The sequence below is a fragment of the Photobacterium galatheae genome (genome assembly GCF_000695255.1).
Taxonomy (GTDB): Bacteria; Pseudomonadota; Gammaproteobacteria; order Enterobacterales; family Vibrionaceae; genus Photobacterium; species Photobacterium galatheae.
Map to the genome: position 1 here is coordinate 88402 of NZ_JMIB01000021.1, position 21715 is coordinate 110116.

The 21715-nt window shown below is 48.0% G+C and carries 19 protein-coding genes; 3 read left to right on the plus strand and 16 right to left on the minus strand.

Annotated features, from left to right (window positions below; translation table 11 throughout):
* The first annotated feature begins 75 nt into the window (after positions 1-75).
* Positions 76-1209: a ParB/Srx family N-terminal domain-containing protein gene (locus EA58_RS10240; protein ID WP_051642010.1), complete on the plus strand. Its 1134-nt coding sequence runs from the start codon at positions 76-78 to the stop codon at positions 1207-1209.
* Positions 1210-1251: 42 nt separating this feature from the next.
* On the opposite strand, the gene EA58_RS10245 is transcribed toward EA58_RS10240, so the two are convergent.
* From EA58_RS10245 to EA58_RS10280, 8 genes are all read right to left on the minus strand, one after another.
* Positions 1252-1623, minus strand: a complete 372-nt coding sequence (locus EA58_RS10245; RefSeq protein ID WP_036752109.1) for a hypothetical protein — start codon at positions 1621-1623, stop codon at positions 1252-1254.
* Positions 1624-1712: 89 nt separating this feature from the next.
* Positions 1713-2483 carry a GNAT family N-acetyltransferase gene (locus EA58_RS10250; RefSeq protein WP_036752112.1) on the minus strand — a complete coding sequence of 257 codons (771 nt, stop codon included), beginning with the start codon at positions 2481-2483 and terminating at the stop codon, positions 1713-1715.
* 36 nt (positions 2484-2519) lie between these two features.
* The gene (locus EA58_RS10255) at positions 2520-3158 is read right to left on the minus strand and encodes an HAD family hydrolase (protein WP_036752115.1); all 639 of its coding nucleotides are present in this window, start codon (positions 3156-3158) and stop codon (positions 2520-2522) included.
* Positions 3159-3202: 44 nt separating this feature from the next.
* Positions 3203-3577 (minus strand): SpoIIAA family protein, encoded by a 375-nt coding sequence (locus EA58_RS10260; RefSeq protein ID WP_036752118.1) that lies wholly within the window; start codon positions 3575-3577, stop codon positions 3203-3205.
* Between the two features lie 152 nt (positions 3578-3729).
* Complete coding sequence (locus EA58_RS10265) at positions 3730-4272, minus strand: GNAT family N-acetyltransferase (protein WP_036752121.1); 543 nt, start codon at positions 4270-4272, stop codon at positions 3730-3732.
* Between the two features lie 222 nt (positions 4273-4494).
* Positions 4495-5091 (minus strand): hypothetical protein, encoded by a 597-nt coding sequence (locus tag EA58_RS10270; RefSeq protein WP_051642011.1) that lies wholly within the window; start codon positions 5089-5091, stop codon positions 4495-4497.
* A gap of 233 nt (positions 5092-5324) precedes the next feature.
* On the minus strand, positions 5325-5771 hold the full coding sequence (locus EA58_RS10275; protein WP_036752123.1) for a YaiI/YqxD family protein: 447 nt from the start codon (positions 5769-5771) through the stop codon (positions 5325-5327).
* Between the two features lie 84 nt (positions 5772-5855).
* The gene (locus EA58_RS10280) at positions 5856-7451 is read right to left on the minus strand and encodes an ABC-F family ATPase (protein WP_036752126.1); all 1596 of its coding nucleotides are present in this window, start codon (positions 7449-7451) and stop codon (positions 5856-5858) included.
* Positions 7452-7514: 63 nt separating this feature from the next.
* Here EA58_RS10280 and EA58_RS21560 point away from each other — a divergent pair, with 63 nt between their 5' ends.
* Complete coding sequence (locus tag EA58_RS21560) at positions 7515-7772, plus strand: hypothetical protein (protein WP_152547985.1); 258 nt, start codon at positions 7515-7517, stop codon at positions 7770-7772.
* 320 nt (positions 7773-8092) lie between these two features.
* Positions 8093-9532, plus strand: a complete 1440-nt coding sequence (locus EA58_RS10285) for a glyceraldehyde-3-phosphate dehydrogenase (RefSeq protein WP_036752129.1) — start codon at positions 8093-8095, stop codon at positions 9530-9532.
* A 166-nt stretch (positions 9533-9698) separates the two neighbouring features.
* Here the strand turns inward: EA58_RS10285 and EA58_RS10290 are convergent, their stop codons facing one another.
* The 8 genes from EA58_RS10290 to EA58_RS10325 all read right to left on the minus strand — a co-directional run bounded on the left by EA58_RS10290 (position 9699) and on the right by EA58_RS10325 (position 21715).
* The gene (locus EA58_RS10290; RefSeq protein WP_036752132.1) at positions 9699-10184 is read right to left on the minus strand and encodes a hypothetical protein; all 486 of its coding nucleotides are present in this window, start codon (positions 10182-10184) and stop codon (positions 9699-9701) included.
* A gap of 275 nt (positions 10185-10459) precedes the next feature.
* Positions 10460-12649, minus strand: a complete 2190-nt coding sequence (locus tag EA58_RS10295) for a TonB-dependent receptor (protein WP_036752480.1) — start codon at positions 12647-12649, stop codon at positions 10460-10462.
* A 163-nt stretch (positions 12650-12812) separates the two neighbouring features.
* The gene (locus tag EA58_RS10300; RefSeq protein WP_036752136.1) at positions 12813-14129 is read right to left on the minus strand and encodes a lysine N(6)-hydroxylase/L-ornithine N(5)-oxygenase family protein; all 1317 of its coding nucleotides are present in this window, start codon (positions 14127-14129) and stop codon (positions 12813-12815) included.
* A gap of 10 nt (positions 14130-14139) precedes the next feature.
* The gene (locus EA58_RS10305; protein ID WP_036752138.1) at positions 14140-15894 is read right to left on the minus strand and encodes an IucA/IucC family protein; all 1755 of its coding nucleotides are present in this window, start codon (positions 15892-15894) and stop codon (positions 14140-14142) included.
* The gene (locus tag EA58_RS10310) at positions 15894-16838 is read right to left on the minus strand and encodes a GNAT family N-acetyltransferase (RefSeq protein ID WP_081819620.1); all 945 of its coding nucleotides are present in this window, start codon (positions 16836-16838) and stop codon (positions 15894-15896) included. Before EA58_RS10310 ends, EA58_RS10305 begins: the two co-directional genes overlap by 1 nt.
* Positions 16831-18621: an IucA/IucC family protein gene (locus EA58_RS10315; RefSeq protein ID WP_036752140.1), complete on the minus strand. Its 1791-nt coding sequence runs from the start codon at positions 18619-18621 to the stop codon at positions 16831-16833. The genes EA58_RS10310 and EA58_RS10315 overlap by 8 nt, the downstream gene beginning before the upstream one ends.
* A gap of 197 nt (positions 18622-18818) precedes the next feature.
* Positions 18819-20822, minus strand: coding sequence for a Fe(3+)-hydroxamate ABC transporter permease FhuB (gene fhuB, locus EA58_RS10320; protein ID WP_036752142.1), 2004 nt, complete (start codon positions 20820-20822; stop codon positions 18819-18821).
* Entirely contained in the window at positions 20822-21715 is an 894-nt protein-coding gene (locus EA58_RS10325) for an iron-siderophore ABC transporter substrate-binding protein (protein WP_036752144.1), read from the minus strand. The genes fhuB and EA58_RS10325 overlap by 1 nt, the downstream gene beginning before the upstream one ends.

Consider the following 21715-nt stretch of genomic DNA (forward strand, 5'->3'; position numbering starts at 1 on the left):
GTATTATTTCTTATACATTCAACCATTAGCCGTTTGCTACACTCAATTTGCAACGATGACTAGTTAGGAGTCCCCATGCGATTACATCGTATCGCCTGCTTCTTCGCCCTTTTTCTGAGTTCTGTATTCACATCGCCAGCTTTCGCAGCACAGGATGAGAACGCAACTTCAGAAACTTCCTCTCAGGCTGTAAGCGATGACAACGTCAAAAAAGGCATCAACGTCGGTGATGTTCTGACCGTAAAACTGGACGAAATCCTGCCAACACAACCCGTGCTGGCCTATGACAGAATATTTGCCAGTCTGGGACGCTATGAAGCCCGTCCGGCGCAACTCTTCGATGACCTTTGTCTGACCAATGGCGGACAAGGGATTCAAAGCTGGAATGATGATTCCAAACCCACCGATCTGGAAAGCTATCACTGTAAAAAACCGCTGGGAAGTCAGGAAGAAGCCCTGCCGACTGTACTTGTTGCACCCGATGGTAAAACCCTGTACCTGCTGTCTGGTCATCATATCCTTTCAACCTTCTGGGATATGCCAAACGGGGGCACCAGTGTACCTGTCCTTGTGAAGGTGACTCATAATCTGGCCGGAGATGATATTGATGAAGTCTGGGATGCCATGAAGCAAGCCGGGCAAATCTGGCTGTTTAATACACGTGGCGAGCAAATCAAACCGTCGGATCTTCCACAGTACCTTGGCATGAAACAGTTAAAACATGATAAATATCTGTCGCTCGTGTTCTTCCTGCGAAATATTGCCTACAGTGACCCGGATAAGGACTATCCGACTGTGAACCCACTGATCCGGCCGATGTCGATCCCTTACCTTCAGTATTACTGGGCACAGTACTTACAGAAAAAAATGAAGATTTCTCAGTTTGACCTCAATAATCCTGAATCTTATACCGAAGCTTTAAAGAAAGCGGCTGATATTATTGTAAATACACCGGCCGATGAAGAAATCGCCTCCTCAGGTAAAACGGCCAAAGCCCTGGGTAAATTTGATGAAGTGAATGCCAAAGTTCTGGATTCTCTGCTTTCCCGACCGTCGTCCAGTTGGGGATATGCCATGGCCTATCGTTTACGCGTCAAAGAAGAATCCACCCCAAAACGCGTGCTCGAAGAACGCAAAGCCAAAGAAGCTGCTGAAAAGGCAAAAAAGGAAAAAACCTCTGAGACACAAAAGAGTGCCCCCGCGAATTAATCACATCTCATCAGGAATGGCGAAGCACCTGCTTCGCCTTTTTCATTTATTGGACGTGATAAACAGCACGGTCATTAAGATCATGCCAATCAGTACCGCAATGGATGCCAGTGCAAGTACAGGATCAATCACTTCCAGAGCAATAAAATTTCCGTATAAAAGAAAAAGACCCACCACAAGAACAAGAACACCCACCTGATGGATCAAGAACTGAATTTTGGCTAATCTGCCGGAGCCATTCGTCAGCCATAATCGATGACACAAGCCGTAAATAAATGACACCACGAAAGCTGCAAGCATGATATGCGCATGAGTCACCATTTGGCCGTGATTCTTTGACGCCGCCATATAAATGCCAAGGCACATCCCAAGAATGGCATAGATCAACCCTGAAATCACAAATTTCCTGTCCATCTGACCTCCGTTCATCCACAACAAGATTCACAACAAGATGTACTCAGAATTCAGATTCAGTTTAGATAAAAAAGCAGGCGTATGATGTTCTAACGTTCAAACTGATACAGATAAGGGACAGTTTCAGCGATAAAGTGAAAACCATACTTTTCTACAATTGGCCTGCTCATTGCTGACGCATCAATCGTTAAATAACGTTTACCACGATTTTTGGCATCCTGAATTCGCTTTTGAAGCAAGGCGGTATAATACCCTTTCCCTCGATAGGCTTTCAGAGTACTGCCCCCCCAAATGCCAGCGAAGGGGCTATCACCATTGAAAATGATCCAGGCAGAACTGACGGGAATGCCCTGCTCATAAATCACATAAATAGAAACAGAGTCCGGCTGCGTCTGCTTCAAAAAATGCAGATTCGCCAAATGACTGCTTTGGTCAGATGCCCAGACTTGTTCCTGAACAGCCATGGCATCTTGAATCCCCTCAAGATCATGGACTTCTGTGATGCTATCGTGCGCGACATCTGTCAGAACCACAGTCGCCAAATCCAGTACCATAAATGACTCTGAGGCTTCTGCCTGAAAGCCATGCGCCAGTAAGCGCTCCCCGATATTCACGGGCGAATCCGTGCTGTAAGTCTTCCACTCGAAGGATGATGAATGTTGAGAGAAATAAGCAATTTCCCGTGCGATCGCAGCATCCACTTCTGATTCTGCGAAATCATAAAATGAGATAAATCCCCCCTGATTGGTATCAGAACTGAATTTAGTCACCCCATTGGATGTCAATTTGGTAAATCCCGGTAGTTCAATCTCAATCCGTTCATACGCATTGTAAACGGACATCACTTCCTTTGAATCCATAAAAACTCCATCAAAAATCAACCTGAATCCATCGGTTCAGGCTGCAATAAAGCGAAACAACTGCGCCATGTCGAGATAATCGTTGACCATCTGATCATGTACCACTTTTTGCCCAACAATCACCAAATTCACGCCAAGCTCCTGACAGGCTTTCAAATCCCATACTGCATCACCAAAATACGTCAGGGGCAGTACTTCCCGATCTCCGGCTTTTTCTCTCGCTTTCAGCATGATCTGTGTGCGGGCATAGTGATCATTCGACGATGCCAAATGCAGGTTATCCGTCTGAAAACCGGCAGATTGCAGTTTCAACAATGCCGTTTCTCCCCAACCGCCCGTAGCAACCGACACCAAAAAACGATCGTCAGCCTGCAAGTGATGAAAAAATGCTTTCGCCCCACGCACTTCCTGCGCCGGATGGTCGTTCAAGTGATACTGAACGCTCTGAATAAATGCCGCCTTCACGCGCTTCTCCAGGCTAATTAACTCTTCCTCAGGTGCCTGATTTTCAATGAAGGTTCGCAAAATGCCTCGGTCGGTCGCATGCGGATAACGCTCCCACCCGCGATGCAAATCCAGCCCGGTGACGCTTTTCACCGCCTTAAGAAAGCATTGCTCATCAAATGCGCAAGACTGAATCAACGTGCCGTCTACATCAAACATCACATGATACATACAAATCACAATTATCCTGATTTCGCGCTTGATGGCGCGCTCGTTTATTCCGGAGCATACTCTAACCAGGTGACAGCTTCCTCCCGCTGATCCCGGCTGAATGCTTTTATCGTTAACCCGGGCATCAATGTACCTTCCAGCTCACTGATTTTTTTAACCCAATCCTGATCAGATAACACGGCTGCCCGATCGAATTTTCGGATGAAACCCATCATGGCTGGAATACGGGACAGCTCGACACCTATTGCGCCCAAAGACGGCAAATGGTATTCCACAACATCAAACAGCATTTTACCGTGTTCAATTTCGGCAGATTTTTCCAGGAGTTCATCCAGTGCCAGCCCCATCATCTGGGCATCGAGTTTGCCGCTCATCGCAATATCCAACCGATCATCCCCGACTTTTTCCACACTAAACATGGCACACCTCTCTTTCGCTACGAATTCACTAAGTATGATTCATCAACACATATCAGGCTATTGCTGGTGCTGCGGTTAGTGCGACTGCTACCACGACGCGCGAAACTCCCCCTCAGGCACATCGGCTCAGCTTTTCAACAAAATCACCGGGACTACCGCTGTGAATACCACTGCTTCGCCAGTAAACCAAATAAAGCGGAGTCTGAAACCCGTCCATCGACAATCCATCTCTCTGGTGAATACCCTTCTTTCTCAAAACCAAGTTTTTCTAGCAGCCTGGCCGAGCCGATGTTTTCTGGATCAATCTCTGCCTCCACCCGATTCAGCTGCATCGCTTCAAATCCGAACTGCAATAATGCCGAAACAGCCTCAAATACGACACCTTTTCCCCAGTAGGCTTTCGCAACACCAAATCCTACCTCAGCACGTTGTGATGCTGAATGAATATTAAATAACATGCATTTCCCAAGCAGATGCTGATCCGTTTTATCACAAATACCAAAAACCAGTTTTTCCGGTTCATCTAACGAGGCCTTCGATGCCATGATATAGTCATGCGCCTCTTCGATAGACTGCCAGGGGCTACCATCCCAGTATTTCATGACTTCCGGGTCTGAAAAAATATCAAACAAAGGACCCGCATCACTCATGGTCAGTGGACGCAGTACCAATCTTTCCGTCGTTAACTGAAGCATTCCCTATGTCCTTCGCTCTATTCATCTGTAAGGTGATTTCTTACGAACAAAAAAAATGAAACTGGTTGTATATCATAAAAGTATATTCAACCTCAATTCCCTCATTCAAAGAATAAAGCTTAGCGATAAATAAAAATGCTGATACTTCAGGGGTACAAAAAAACCGGAAGAGACGATATCTTTCGACATTTCTCTTCCGGTTCTTATACGGTTGAACGTGTTTTAGAAAATATACCCGATGTTCACACCGAAGCTACTCCCATCATAAGAAAAGTCGAAACCTTTCCCTTCATATTCAATCTTGGTGTAACGCAGGCCAAACACATAAGCGTTATTATTTCCAGCCGGCATCAAATGTTCATAATGAGCGATAAAGCCCAGGCTGTTTTTAAAATCATAAGAATCATTACACGGAAGGTTTGTGCCATGAACCTCACATTCAAACTCGACACCTGTATGATAGGTTGCACCCACACCAAACTGGTGCTGCCCATAGTGTTTTAAAATCAGCAGGTCAACAGGTATACGGCTGAATGATATCTCGCCATTCGTAGCGCTCGCGCTGGATGATTTATAACCAATCGTCCCACGAACTTTAAAATCGTTTTGTAAATAAAAATCTGCACCAGCAAAGGCCAGTAAACCTGAACCCGATTTTACTTTCGTTGAATCACCATTGGTATAATACGCAGTCGATATCGTATCCCCCCCAAAGTCATAACCGGCACCTAGCACGAAATCAAACTGAGCCAATGACTCAGGAGAAAGTGTTAACGCTGAAATACCCACAAAAGCACATAGAACATTCTTACTGAGCATAAAATTCCACATTGAAAATCAAAAAAAGATACAACTGAATCGCTATTTTTGATACGAACATATTCAGCCTAAGCACTGAGGTATATATCACGTCAAAACGAGCTGCGATATTCCATCAAGAGAATATAATTTTCAATAAGGGGAATATAAAAACTGTAATAAACATCACGTTAGCGTAGAAATCGCACAACAGTCAGGCCCAATGACAATGAGCCTGATGTCTCTCGTGTCAATTATTTCGCTTTTGAAAGGAAACTATCCAGCTTATTGGCAAACTGCTGCCGGTCTGCCTGACTGATCGGTGCTGGGCCACCTGTTTGAATCCCACTACTGCGCATGGTTTCCATAAAGTCCCGCATTTGCAAACGCTGCTTAATCGTGTCTTTTGAATACATTTCACCGCGCGGATTTAATGCATGTGCTCCCTTGGTGATAATCTCATCAGCGAGTGGTATATCTGCAGTAATTACCAAATCACCTGGCTCGGTGTGCTGAACAATATGATTATCAGCAACATCAAAACCAGACATCACCTGAATGGCTCGAATATGAGGCGATGGCGGAACACGAATCGCATGATTCGCCACCAGCGTCGTACTGACACCCACACGATTTGCCGCCCGAAAGATGATTTCTTTAATCACATTCGGGCAGGCATCTGCATCAACCCATATTTTCATGACAGTTCCTTCACTTCTTTCAGATTTCTTCATCCGCATAGAAAAAAGCCGCCAACACTGGCGGCTTTTGACAACAACTTTCGCTTAACCCTCGATGCCTTGCTTACGCAGGTACTCATCGTAAGTTCCGTGGAAGTCATTCACACCTTCTTTGGTAATTTCGATAATACGTGTCGCAATCGAAGAAACGAACTGACGGTCGTGTGATACAAACATCAGGGTTCCTTTATAGTTTTCCAGCGCCAGGTTCAGCGATTCGATAGATTCCATATCCATGTGGTTGGTTGGCTCATCCATCAGCAGAATGTTTGGCTTTTGCATAATCAGTTTACCAAACAGCATACGACCCTGCTCACCACCGGAAATCACACGAACGGACTTTTTAATATCGTTCTGGGAAAACAGCATACGACCCAGAATACCGCGAACCGTCTGCTCATCATCCCCTTCATTTTTCCACTGGCTCATCCAGTCCAGCAGGTTGATGTCCAGATCAAAGTCAGCAGAATGATCCTGCGCGTAGAAACCGATGTTGGCATTCTCAGACCATTTCACCAAGCCTGCCATTGGTGCCATCGCACCGGCCAGTGTGTTCAGGAAAGTCGATTTACCGATACCATTCTCACCGATGATCGCAATACGCTCACCAACTTCAACCATCAGGTTGACACCGTTGATCAGAATGTTCTCGCCGTAACCTTGTTTCAGACCTTCCACTTCCAGCGCATTCCGGAACAGTTCTTTGTCCTGTTCAAAACGAATGAATGGGTTCTGACGGCTTGAAGCTTTCACTTCTTCCAGCTGAATCTTATCAATCTGCTTCAGACGAGAAGTCGCCTGTTTTGCTTTCGAGGCGTTTGCAGAGAAACGGCTGACGAACGTATTCAGTTCAGCGATCTGTGCTTTCTTCTTCGCATTATCTGCCAGCAGGCGTTCACGTGCCTGAGTCGCCGCAACCATGTATTCATCGTAGTTGCCCGGGAACGTACGCAGTGCGCCGTAATCCAGATCCGCCATGTGAGTACACACGGTATTCAGGAAGTGACGGTCGTGCGAAATGATAATCATGGTGCAGTTACGCTGCATCAGAATTTGCTCTAACCAACGGATGGTGTTGATGTCCAGGTTGTTCGTCGGTTCGTCAAGCAGCATGATTTCAGGGTCTGCAAACAGAACCTGAGCCAATAAAACACGCACTTTCAGACCAGGTGCCACTTCACTCATCAGGCCAAAGTGCAGGTGCTCAGGAATACCCAAACCCAACAGCAGTTCACCGGCACGGGCTTCCGCGGAGTAACCGTCCATCTCTGCGAATTCAGTTTCCAGATCGGCGACGCGCATGCCGTCTTCTTCTGACATTTCTGGCAGTGAGTAAATGCGGTCACGCTCGGCTTTGATTTCCCACAGCTCTTTGTGACCCATAATCACGGTATCGACCACTGTGAACTCTTCAAATGCGAACTGATCCTGACCCAGCTTAGCCATGCGCTCGTTCTGATCTTTATTGACCACACCAGCCGAAGGCTCCAGCTCTCCACTCAGAATTTTCATAAACGTCGACTTACCGCAACCATTCGCGCCAATCAGACCGTAACGGTTACCTTCGCCGAATTTGACGGAGATGTTTTCAAACAGTGGCTTATCGCCAAACTGCATGGTGATGTTCGCTGTTGTGATCAAAATAGGTTCCTACAACAAAAAATCAGACATGAAAAAAGCTGCCTAATCACCGGCAGCTTTTTGTTGGAAATTGGCGCCATCTTAACAGATGACGTGAGTTTTATCACGCTTTGTCTTCTTCAAAGGGATCTTACCGGTCTGGGTGTAAAAGAAACAAAAAAGAAATCAACAGAAAGAAAAGAGATGGCAAGAACGCGCATTTCAGACTTCATGCTCAAAACACACCCAGACCACCCTACGTCAGTCTTATCTGAACCCGATGCAAACGATACCCTCAGTGCATTTTTCAGGAATTTGCCCGACTTTCGCTGGCTGTGGTGAAGAAAGACTCATTTTTTTGTAAAAAAACTAACTTTTGAAAAGGTTTTCCGTCAAACCACCATTTTTTCTTGTTTTATTACAATCATCCTAATAATCCACTAAAAATAAGTAATTCCTGACATCACACTTTTTTCAGCATATCCCCCTGCCTTAATGATAAAGATCACAAGTTACAAAAGATCGAGATCACAAATACAAGTGATTAATTTTACTAGGATAAAAACATAACGACCGTTACAATCCCTGCCCATAAAAACAATTACAGTTCACAGGATAAATGCCTGTTTTTCTTCCCTATACGTGAAAGGTCCTAAGTAAAGATGAGTCCGGAAAAATACCTCCTCGACTGGCAAACCAGCCAAACTAATGCTGAATCCATCTCACCAATTCTTGGCCAGCTCTATCGACAAAAAGGCGTCGAAGTCCTGTTGTTCGGTCGTCAAATCGTCAATGCTTCTGTCATTGAACTGATTAAAGCCCACCGCATCGGCAAACGATACACAGAAACAGAAATCTCACCTTCCCTGACTCTGCCAATCATTGAAAAACTCAACCATCTGGACCTGTCCCCCTGCCGTATTGATGTTGGCCAGCTGGCGAGCAATTACTGGAAAGCGCATCAGGATGAAAATGGTCTGGATGATTTTCTGCAAACAGCCTTGGCTGACTCGCTGAGCAGCACTGAATCTTTGCAGTCACGCGATGTTGTGCTGTATGGTTTTGGCCGTATCGGTCGTCTGCTGGCGCGTTTGCTGATTGAAAAAAGCGGTGCAGGTTATCCGCTGCGCCTGCGTGCCATTGTGGTTCGTGGCGGTAAAAACGGTGATCTGGAAAAACGTGCCAGCCTGCTGCGTCGTGATTCGGTTCACGGCCAGTTCAACGGCAGCATCACTGTGGACGAAGAACGCAAAGCGATCATTGTCAACGGTAACTACATTCAGGTCATCTATGCGAACAGCCCGGCAGAAGTGGATTACACCACTTACGGCATCAACAATGCGCTGATTGTTGATAACACCGGGATCTGGCGAGATGCCGATGGCCTGAGTCAGCATCTGAAGTGCCCGGGTGCTGCAAAAGTGTTGCTGACTGCACCGGGTAAAGGCGAAATTAAGAACATCGTCTTTGGTGTCAATGAAAATGACATCCTGAGCGAAGATACCATTATCTCCGCGGCAAGCTGTACCACCAACGCGATCACCCCTGTTCTGAAAGCAGTGAACGACAAATATGGCGTTCTGAATGGTCACATCGAAACTGTTCACTCTTACACCAATGACCAGAACCTGATCGATAATTTCCACTCCGGTGAGCGTCGTGGCCGTTCAGCATCGCTGAACATGGTTCTGACCTCAACAGGCGCAGCGAAAGCGGTTGCAAAAGCACTGCCGGCACTGGCAGGGAAACTGACAGGCAATGCGATTCGTGTACCGACCCCGAACGTGTCAATGGCCGTTGCCAACCTGAATCTGAACACAGATGTCTCTGCTGAAGAGCTTAACGTCTATCTGCGCAACGTCGCGCTGAACTCTGCTCTGTCTGGCCAGATTGATTACACGCAATCTACTGAGATTGTGTCCAGCGATATCGTCGGTTCTCGCCATGCCGGTGTTGTGGACGGCGCAGCCACCATCGCTCAGGATAAGCGTTGTGTCCTGTACATCTGGTATGACAATGAATTTGGCTACAGCTGCCAGGTGGTTCACTGTATGGAACAAATGATGGGTGTTCGCTATCAGACCTTCCCTGCGCTGAAATAACGTATTCTACCTATAATAAATATTTCTCTTGCTGAACATTTGCCGCCCGGGATGAACTCACCCAGGCGGCTTTTTTAATTCTGTGTCGCTATTTCTGAGCGCTTGCCAGATTATTGTGGCTCCCTCACAAAATGAATCGCAACAGAGTCAATGTCTGCGATCGAATTCAAGCCGTAAAAATCACCAATCGCATCATCGAGAAACGCATTACTGCCCTGATGGTAGACCGGGTTGCTAGGAGCGGCATCAGGAATGTAATCATTGCCAATGTCAGCGCGGCGACCCGAAGTTCCACCAAACGCTTAACTGACGTCAGTTCATTGAGATGAGATAAGGCCTGAACAAAGGTATTGAACCCGGTTTCTGCCCCCGCCATAACCACAGACAGCGCGATATCCCCGGCATCGACTACCCCGGACCCGTTGGCATCAAATTGAACCCCATATCCATAAACGGCCCCTTCAGGCACAACATCAGGTAACTGATTGGCAAGTTTGAAATCAACCCGCAGAATCACCGGGTTCTCATCATTGACCTGAAGCGCTGCCTGTTGATTCTCTTCTGTTGCAATCTGCGATGTGATGGCTTCATCACCACAGGCAGTTAACCCAGCCGCTGCCAGCAGCAAAGCCGGAACAAATGTTTTTTTCATGTTGACTCCCAATGAATCCAGTTGTCTTGTGCGGGAAGAAGACAGGTAATGTTCAGGCGCTGCATGCTACAGCAGGTATGGAATTCATTTAGGGGCGCTTTTATGCTTTTATGCTTTTATGCTTTTATGCTTTTATGGTGCCATCAAGCATCAAGCCTGACAGGCAGAGAAAATGGGTCACTCGGGGAGGAAAAATATTGCTCTTGGTTCAAAACGAAAAAAACCGCCCGGTATCAGCGGGCGGTTCATTTTCAGGGGCTGAAGGTCAGTTGACCTTAAAATTTCACCTGATAGTTCACCGTGAAAGTGCGGCCACGGCCACGATAGTCATACGCAGCTGGAGCGTAATGTTTCACGTATTGAATCTGCGCTCGCTGCCCCCAGAGCGTCGTGTAATCCTCATTGAAAAGGTTATTCACACCAAAGCCCAGACTACCAACAGGTAACTGATAAGTACCAATCAAATCAACTAAGGTATAACCTTCAATCTTGTTGTTTTTCGGCTGATCCTCATTTTTCGTTTCATCTTTATAATCAAAGAGTGTTTGAGAATGCAATTTCACAGCCAAATCATTACCATACCAACCAATCCACGCATCAGCCTTCGGAATACTGGCTTCAGCGGCAGTCGAATCTTTCCACTTAGTGTCATCTTTGTTTTCTGAAACAACATAATGACCAGAAGTTCCAATTTGAATACTGTCTGTTGCCCAATAAGAAAGCATGGCTTCAAGGCCATATACACGCTTCTTACTCTCTAAACTCTCGATAAGTTGTGTCACTTTATTATAGCCAACAGACTTATCTGACAAAGAATAATAGGCTGCAGTTTGGAAACTCAAATCATCTTGTTCAGCTCGTAAACCAACCTCAAAACTATCCGTTTTAATACCAGACATTTTAGAATCATTAACATTGATACTGGAGCTCAATGCATAATGACCATTGGCATCTACAGGCTCATAAGTACCCTGACCATAGTATTTAGCTGGATCAGGCAGATCAAAGCCTTGCGAAAAGTTTGCCCAAATCTGGGTTTGTGGTGAGAATTTATAGATAGTACCTAAATTAAACAAGCCAACATTATAACTGGTTGAACCGCCTGGTACAGCGTCGGCCGAAACGCCTTTGCCCGTCGCAATTTTCTTCTGGGTACTATAAGCTACGAAGTCATCAATTTCGTTGTCCATATACTGGTAGCGGTAGCCACCCTGAACAGACCAATTTTCAGTAATGTCATAGCCGGCCTGAATGAAGGCAGCAATGGAACGCACTTCTACCCCTGGATAACGGCCAATTTTCGCGTAAGTTTCATTAACCAGGTTACCTGAATTGTTTGCAACAGTTGGGTCAAAGAGCGCTTGATTATTCTCTAAACTATCAATGTAACCGTCTAGGCCATAGACAAGGTTCAAACTGCCAAACTGCTTAGATAAAGCTAGTTGCAGCGATAATACATCGGTTTTCTGCTGTGATGCTGACTGATAGTAAGGTGTATAAGTCTGCTCTTCAGTACGATAAGACAACTCTGCAAGCAGTTGGTGATTCAAAAAGTCACTGTTGCTATAAGCTGCATTCAAAAGAATACGCTCAGTTCCGTGCTGACGATCTGACTTAAATCCTTTACGTACATCAACAAACTGACTGTTAACAATGTATAAACCATAAGGAGAGTCTTGCTGGCTGTCATAATACTGTGCCAAAAAGTCTAATGACTGGGTGTCAGACAGCGCAATTGAAGAGTGAATCTGCGCATCAATGGTTTCATTATACTGTAATGAACCTTGTGATATATCAGGTGTTACAATATCGCCATCTGCATCATAAAAGCCCTGCGTCTCTGTATAAACAGCAGCTGCGCGAGTTTTTACTCGATCATTTCCGCCAGAAATAGACTGCGCCAGTTTGTAATCAAAGTCATCGCTTGAGTTTAGACCTGTTGTACTACTGACATAGCTTTCAAACTGGAGTTCTTCACTATCAGCTTTTTTCGTGATGATATTCACGACACCACCAGACGCACCCGCTCCATACACAGAAGATGCACCTGACAATACTTCAATACGTTCAATATTAAATGGATCAATTGAATCCAAATGGCGGCTGATAGAACGAGATGATTGCAGTGATACACCATCAATCATGACCAGCATCGCACGACCACGCAGGTTCTGCCCAAAGTTAGTTCGAGCGCCGCTACTCACATCAAGAGAAGGAATCGAATCTCCCAGAATCTCACCCAGGCTTTTACCGCCCCGGTATTCCTGTTCGATTTGTGCGCTGTCAACGTACCAGACAGTGCCCGGAATGTCGCTGATCGCTTTGGGTGCACGGCTGGACACCACCACCATTTTTTCTTCGGTCGTCTTGTATTCTTGAGCAAAGACTGAACTGGAAACAAACGTTGAAGCGGCCACCGCAGCGGCCACAGTCGTCAATTGAAACATCCCTTTTTTCACTGCCATTGTAATCACTTTATATTTTTCAGGTAACGTTGAAACAAACAAGTTTGATAATAATACTCATTTGCCACTTTATTTCCATATCTGACGTTAAAAAAGTTCAACTTATTTGTCTATTTTGAAGGCCTTATTTTTTATATGGTCATCAATAAGGCCTGAGCGCTTCTCAAGACGCTTTGGCATACTCTGTCACAAGGCTTTCCGTCACCCACTCAATCATGCCCTTATCGCTGTCGATATCGAACACCGGTTTCTGGCAAAGCTGGTTGATGATCCGCGCGCTACGCCATGCCATCAAACTCAGTTGTGGCTCTGCAATCCCATGACTGTGCATACCGGCATTCACAGCAAAAATCTTGTTTTTCGCGCTGCCTTCCCACTTCAGTTCAAAGTTTTCCGTCATGCCGTAGCGGCCATTTTCATCCAAATCCAGCATTGGCATGATAGATTTCAGACACTGTGGATAAGGCGCACTAAAGCCGGTCGCCAAAATGATAATGTCGGCTTCGTGCATTTCTGCCTGCTGGCTCAGCGCATTCAATGCCTGAACGGAGAAAGATCCAGCCTTGCTTTCCAGCGCACTCATGGAGCGATGCGGCAGCAGACGCACCCATTTATCTTCTTTCAAGACATCAAATCTATGGTAAAGCTCGCGATAAATCGACAGCAGCGCTGCCTGCGTGATGCCGTCTGACGTCAGTTTTTGCGCATCAATTTCTGACTGCTTCACAGAAGATTCCAGGCCCACGAAAGTTTCGACGTACTCAGGCGTGAAAAACTCATTGGTGAACGCTGCCTCATCCAGTGGCTGGAAGTTTGAACGGCGTGACAGCCAGTCCAGGCTTTTCACTTTGCCCCACTTCCCGTTCAGAACATTCAGGAAAATATCGGCACCGCTCTGGCCACCGCCGACGATCATCACACGTTTGCCGGTAAAATCGCGGTCACGTAAGCCCATTTCCGCAGCATGGAAGACTTTATCGCTGATGTGCGGCTTAGCGCACTCAGGAATCGAAGGAACTTTTCCGGTCCCAATACACAGGTTTTTCGCCAGATAAGATCCCTGAGTGGTCTGAATTTCGAACGCTTCACCCGTGTATTCAATGTGCTCTACGCGGCTGTCAAACTGAACATTCGACAGCTGATGTGACGCCCAGGCCAGATAATCTGAAAACTCATGACGACTGATGCAGTTCAGTTCAGCAGACAGAAAACGATAGAACTTCTTCTGATTCACCAGATAAGACAGGAAAGAATACGGGCTTTGCGGATTCACCGCCGTCACCAGATCTTTCAGGAACATGGTCTGCATGTTGGTGTTATCCAACAGCAGGCCCGGATGCCATGAGAATGATTCACGGCCTTCGAAAAAGCAGGTATTCAGTTGAGTATTCGTTTCCAGCAGTGCCGCCACGCTCAGGTTAAACGGCCCGACACCCACACCAGCCAGATCCAGACATTCTTTTTGATTATTCAGTTCCATGGTTCATTCCTTATTGTTCTTGGGCCAAAAATAGAGGGTTGTCCAGCATGTCATCCATGTCTGGCAACATACGGGAAGCACTGCTGTCGGTACTGTGTCTGAACTTCGCCAGATTCAAACCGATGCGCAGAATACGCGGCTTAAACAGATCCAGTCGTTCAAACCGTTCTGCAAGTTCCGGGTGTTGATTGATATGTAATTGAATCCGATCACCCAGCAGGCGATAGAACTGCTGCTCAGTGAAACCAAGTTTTTCCACCAGCGGGGAAATAAACCGCAGTACAGTCACAAAGTGCCCGGTCTGAAGATCGTGAATGATCAATTCTTCCGGCAGTCGAACGGTGGCGGCTTTCACTTGCGGATGCAGCGATGCCTGCTCCGGTAATTCCCTTTCCACCAAGCGCATATCTCCCTGAAAGTCTTTCAGCAAGATGCGTTTCGGGGCATGATTTTCCATCACAATCGTAATGTTCTGACCATGGGCAATCAGGGAAACGCCATATTTAGTCAGTAAGTGATAGAACGGAATCACCACAGCATCAAACAAACGGGTCAGCCAGACTTCCGCAGTAAGTCCGGACGCGGCAATGTATTCGCCAATCAACGGATTTCCCTGTGAATCCGATTCCATCAAAGCAGCCATCAGAATCGCAGACTCGTTGTCTTTGAGCTTGGACGCCAGCGATTCACGCCAGATCACACCCAGCAGTTCGTGATAACGATATGGCGCTTTTTCCAGTCGCTGATAGTCCGCCTGAGCTGCATAAGCCGATGCCGGTTCCTGCAATACTTCCGCGCCTTTACCCACCAGCAGCGGATCGGTTTTGAATACCTGATCAATCCAGTCTGACGCCAATGGTCCGGCCAGAATGTAGCGGCCCGGGATCCCGCGATAACAGGAGGTATTCATAATGGTCAACGGCAGTTTAATGTCGTACCCCTGCGGGCGGGACACATTACTCAGGGTGCGAATTGAAAGCTGCGGCAGGAAATAATCACCGAACTCACCCAAATAAAGCATTGTTTTATCTGCGATTTCACGGATAAACAGCAGCGACAGCTTCTGCGACCATTGCCACGGATGAACCGGGATCAGGGTATAGTCCTGCGGATTCACCTCAAAAGCACGAAAAGCCTGTGCCAGTTTTTCCTGCTCGACCTCTGTCATCGCTGAATCGATCAATTGCTCCCAGCGCGTGGTTTCATTGGTCGATTGCTGCAAGACAGATTGATGAACAGCAATCCAACCCAGCTGAAACGCCCGCTGTGATTCAGGCGCGTACAAATCCAGATCGTCAGTTCCCCAGCCCCTGCGGCCTTTATTAAAGGCAAACTTCGGATGACCATCAAAATAGGTTTGTTGTAATTCACAGCTCAGGTTCGCCAGATCTTTGGCTGTCATTGCCTGCTTTTTCACAGCCAGTTTGCAGTCACCCAGCAAGGTCGCATTCAGATCTTCAAAGTGCTCCGCCATGGCTTCATCCGGCATATTCAGCAAACGCTGAATATCCATCATGAATTGGGTTGCCAGCACCGATCCGGTTTCGGGTGAACGGGTCACAGATTCCGGTTCAATCACGATCTGTCCCCAGATATTGGCTTTCCCCCGGAAGTGGTAGCTGACGCCATCATCCAGATTCAGCACATAACCCTGTGCCGTCTCCTCAAAACGAAATGCCTGCTCATACGCAAATTCACTGATCATCTTCGCCACAATGGCACGGTTTGCCTGTGGCCAGTACTGTTGTAGTGCCTGCTGAATCATCACCACTGCTCTCCAAAAAATGCGCCGCGTTCCAGCATCAGAAATGCTGAACGTTTGTGCGGGAAATTAAACTCAAACAGTTTCCGGTAGCCCACGGCCTCAATGCGGTTAAACAAGCGCTGGTTATCTGCACGAGGTTCCAACACGATGCGGCTTGTACGGACATCATCAATGAAGAGGTAATGACTGATGGCACGCATCCAGCAATTGAAAAAACGCGGGCCACGGAACTGAGCTTCACCCACGAGCAAGTGGATACCCCGATCATAAGGCTGAACGTCGTAGTAAGGCGCCAACCGGTCTTCACTCACCCAGTAAGCCTCGATGTAACCAAACGCTTCCCCATTGAACTCACCAATCAGCGGAACGATGTGTGGATCATTCAGTCGGGATTGTGCAAATTCAGCCAGTTCTTCTTTGCTCCAGGCCTGTTCCCAGAAATCGGCGACACGGGGATCATTCATCCAGCGCACAAATACATCTAAGTCCCGTTCCATATCGAACACCCGGAAAGACACCGCCAGATCAGCCTGATGATCAAAACGCTTGTAAACCGTCCCGGTCGGCATGTCTGGACGCAGAGGATGATGACGATACTGAGTGTTCGACTGCACCGCCATCATTGGAAAGTAGCTCGAAGGCGTATGCAGATGCCATTGTCCCGGCATCTGATAAAACATCGATTTATACAACCGATTGCCTTCACACAATGGTAGTGTGGTTGCCAGTTGAACGAGCAATGCCTGAGGTGCCTCAAGCTGAAGAGACTCACACTCTGGCTGATGGCTGAACTCACCATCTAAATCTGCCATCAGCTGCGCAAGTGCCTGAGGATTCCGGAGATCTTGCGCCGACAGTGTCAATTGCACGTGTCGAGATCTCTCTTGTCCGGCTTCCTGGGTCTGGCCAGCACCGATAGCCTGAAAAGTCTTCGCCTCAAACATACATCGCTTCCTTCACATTGATCAGTGGGTTTGGCAGGTCAAAATAAATCACCGCCGGATCCGGAATCGAGTTTTCATTGAAGTTCTGCAGATAACAGAAGAAGTTGCCTTTACAGCACAGACCTTCATCGTTCAGCACATAATCAAGGCAGGCAGAATCACGAACGCCACGGGCTTTGAGTGCTTCCAGTTGCTCGCGCAGAATCGCAACCAGTGCCATTTCATCTACACCCGTACCGGCACCGATCGCACCAATCACATTGAAGGTTGAATTGATGATCAGGTAGTAAGCGAAGTAACGACGGACTTTATCCTGATTCCAGTAGTTTTCGATATCCTGTCTGGTTTTCTTGATCGAAGCATCGTTCAGGGAATCAGCAAATCGCTCAAACGCCAGATCGGTATAGCCGGTTCCCTGACAGTCGCGGTAATACATGCCAACCGGGAAACCGTCTTTCAGTTGCATCACAATATTCTGCTGATGCGCCAGAAAGACCACGCCGTAATTGGCCTGAAGGTCAAACAGAGAAACCACACTATGCTTGCAGTAAGCGCTGAACCAGTCTTTGGCCGCCTGCTCAACACTGATGCCCTGACCTGCTGCATAATCGGCCACACGTTTTGCAAGCAGGCTTTGCCCGCCGAACGGGTTTTGCTGGGCCAGCGTTGCCAGCACCACAGCTTCCTCATCAACCTTAGCGGCCAACGGGTTATCCCGGAATGCAACCAGAGATTCATCAATGGCTTTGCCGTTTTTGTCTACCAAGCCCAGATATGCCGGCTCTTGCATCAACTGGAAGCCCTGCCCCTGACCCAGCACCTGCTGAATATCTGTATCCGCAAACAGCTGATTCAGGCGAGTCCCGCGAATCACCTCTTTCACCGACAGGTTGCGAATGGAGTTGGTGAGCTTGACGCTCAGGGAGAACTTCAGCATATAAGGCAATGCTGGTGCGTACAGAGAACGCGTTGAAGACGTCGGATACCAGTCACTGCCCGCTTCACCCAGATCCTTGATCAAACCTTGCTCAAGATATTCAATCACGTCCGGATACTGGCTGAATACCTGCCATTGCCATGGGTGTGCGGGTAACAGCACCTGATTTTCGGCCAGCTGTGAAACAAGCGCTTGGTCGAAAGCAGCGTCTGCCTGCAACAACTCAGCCATTCGCTCGATCATGGTTTTATCGGCAGAACTGCCAGAAATCAGAATGGATTGATCAACCGCCAGCCAACGCAGCGGGAAATGACTGCCAAATTCCGGAGAAAACTTCTTCGCATCTTCTGCGCTGAACTGTTCACGGCTTTTGGGTGCCGGATGGAACGAGTGACCAATCAGCAAACCTTGCTCAGCCTGCTGGAAGTTCAGCGCCTGATTGAACAACGCCTCACCATAAGGACTCTGACTGGCAGCACTGTAGGTATTGTGATGACTTTCAAGCACACGGGTTGTGAAAATCTGTTTCTGGTCTTCCGTCACCAGTCCAACCAGAGATGGTTCTTCAAGGATACGTGCAACCAGTTCCGGGTAGCTGAATGTTGTTGAAGTATCACCGTCCAGATAGGCAGGAAACTGATATTCGTGCACACCCAGTGAAGAAAAGTAACGCAATGGGATGCGAATCCGTTGCTGATTTGCAAGCGGGATCAGATAGCTGCTTCCCTGCTCATCTTTTTCAAACTGAATCGCCGCACATTCCCGGGCAAGGGCATTCAAGAAACACGCCGCTGCAACATCATGTTGACCCGCTGGCGTAACAAAAGCGTAATTCTGCGTTTTCATAATTAACTCAGTGCATTTGATAATGGAGTCAAATGCTAATGATTCTCATAAACATAATCAATAGTCTTTTGTTAATTCTTTTTTAAATCGTGCACATTTGATGTAAGCCAGAGGTGTCATCTCGTTACCATTGGGTAAAAAAAAGCCAGCGACTTCAGCGCTGGCTTCATGATTTGTCTCTGACGATAGACCCTTGGTTACTTTCTCATCAGATATAAGAAATAGCCCCCGCCAATGACTGACGCTAACAACCCCGCCGGAAATTGCCACGGAAACCAGAGGTTTCGCCCGATCCAGTCGGCAATCACCATCAGACATCCCCCAAGTAGCGAGGCGACGATCAACTGCTTATGCGCTGAATACTGATTCAATGTGCGCGCCATATGCGGCGCAAGTAATCCGACAAAGCTCAACGGACCAATCACAATGGTGCAGAGCGTGGTCAGGGCAGCCACCAGCAACAACAGAACTTGTCGGACCCGTCTGCAATCCAAGCCAACACTGGCAGCACTGACTTCGCCCAGCCCGATCAGATCAATCCATCGACTGAGTGACAGGGTCACAATCAGCAAGATCCCAACGCCGACGGCTAGCAACACAACATCCTGTACTGACACCAGATAGGTTGAACCAGACAGCCAGGTCAGCAACGCTCTGACGTTGTCCTGTCCGGAAGACATTGCAATCCGCAAAAAGGCATCCAGACCAGCACTCAACGCGATCCCGGTCAACAGCGTCTGTGTGGGAGCAAACTTATGTTTTTTACCCATCAGCCAGATCACACCGGTCGCCACCATGGCCCCTGCCGTTCCCAGCAGCACCTGTTCATGACGTTCGACAGAAACACCCAGCAAAGCGCCAATCACTAAAGCCAGCGCTGCACCAGAGCTGATCCCCAATACTTCGGGGCTGGCCATCGGGTTTGTTGTCACGCGCTGAATGATCGTGCCAGCCAACGCCAGCCCAATCCCGGCAAGCAGTGCCACCAATACCCGGGGAATCCGGTATTCCCAGAGATGTTCAGATAGCGAGAAAGCCCAGCCCTGCTGACTCTGACCCACCGTCACGGCCAGGACCAGACAAATCAGCGCAATCACCGCTAAAGGCCAGACCGTTTTGCTGAAGTCGCGATGGTGATAATGCGGCACGCCTTCTTCCCGGGCACGCAGCTCAGATTGCAGCGTTTTTCGCCTCAGCAGCCACAGCAAAAACGGGGAACCGATCAAAGCCGTCATCGCCCCAGTCGGCAGCATTTCTCCACCGACACCGGAAAACGGCTGAATCAGTAAATCTGCCAGTAACAGCATCAAGGCCCCAACCAACCCGCTGTTGAGGAGATGCTGATACAGTTTGCGTGCACCAATCATACGGGCAATTGCCGGAGCAACAATGCCGACAAAACCGATCAATCCGACTTCGCTTACCACAGTTGCCGTCATGAAAATCGCCAATCCAAGGCAGAGCACCTTGACTTGTTTGACATTCACACCGAGTGATGAAGCAACGCCTTCACCAAGCTGCAAAGACGCAAGCGGCCGCTGTAACAGCAATAATGCGGCCAGTGGCAGCAGCGTCATTGGGAGTAATGTCTGAACCGTTGCCCAACCATTCTGGTTCAGCGTCCCCGCTCCCCAGATAAAAACGGAAGACAGCTTCTGCTCATGCAAAAGTAACAACATGGTATTGATGGAGCCAAAGAACAGACTGATCACCATGCCCGCCAGCACCATATGGACGGGGGCAAATCCCCGTTTTGCTGAGAGCAGAAACACCAGTGCCGTTGCCAGACTTCCCCCCAAAAACGCAGGAATAAAAGAAGGCACCGAGACAGAAACGGGCAACAACAAAATCCCTAGCACCATGCCCAGTTCCGCACCAGAGGCCACCCCGAGTGTGGTCGGCGAAGCAATTGGGTTGCGCAGAACAAACTGCATCACCGCCCCCGCGACCGCCAGAGAAAAGCCACAGAGAATCGCCACGGTCAGTCGCGGCAGATAGGTCAGATGCACAATCAAATGCTGATAATTCGCCGGGTCATAATGGACCAGCGTCTGCCAGAGGAGCGGCAATCCCTGTGCATAGGGAACCGTCCAGTTGAGCAGAAAACTCACCGTGACAATCAGGAATGTAAAAATGAAAAACGACCGAGCTATCTGGCCCGATCGTACAAAAGAATTCGTGGATGAAACTTGGGACTGCATTAGTTCTGTATCAATAGCTGGGTAATATGGTCGCTGAAACGCTGGGCAGAAACCAGACCACCGAAGGTCCAGATTGCCGGTAATTCATACACTGCATCCGAACGGGTGAAAGCCATGGCCTGCCAGAGCGGCGATGCCGTCAGTTTCTGTCGTTCATCCGCAGTTAACGGGCCAAAAATCATCACGTTACTGGACTGGTGTTCTGCCATTTTTTCAATGCCTGCCGTCGTGAACCCCCAAAGATTGGTTGGCTCCTGCCAGTCATTTTTCAACCCCATCACAGTCATCGTGTCCTGAGCCAGAGAGCCTTCGCTATGGATGCGCAACGTTTTATCATTGATGAAACGCACAAACATCAGCGGTTTCTGGCCCGAAGCAGAAGCAAGTACTTTGTCACCGTTTTGTTTCAGGCGCGCTGTGGTTGCTTCAATCACTGCTTTGGCCTGAGCTTCCTGATTCAGCACCCGACCTAACTGCTCGGTCACTGACACCGCATTCGCCATCGGTGTTTTGCTCTCGCTGTAAATCGAATACACCAGGGTTGGGGCAATCGCACTGAGCTGTTGATAAACCGGACTCATGTGTTTACTGATCAGAATCACGTCTGGCTTTATTTCTGCCAGTAATTCCAAATTTGGCTCCCGACGGGAACCGACATTCACCACAGATTCCGGAAGCTTGGGTTCTCCCACCCAAGTGCGATAACCGTCCTCGTCGGCGACCCCTTCCGGTGTCACACCCAGACTCAAGACGGTTTCCGTCAAGGCCCAATCCAAGGCCACCACTTTTTTCGGAGTTTCTGTCAGTTCCGTTTCGCCCAGTTCATGCTTCACCATCATTGCCTGAACCGGCAAAGCCAGTGCGGCCAAAAGGAACGCGATCAGTTTCTTCAC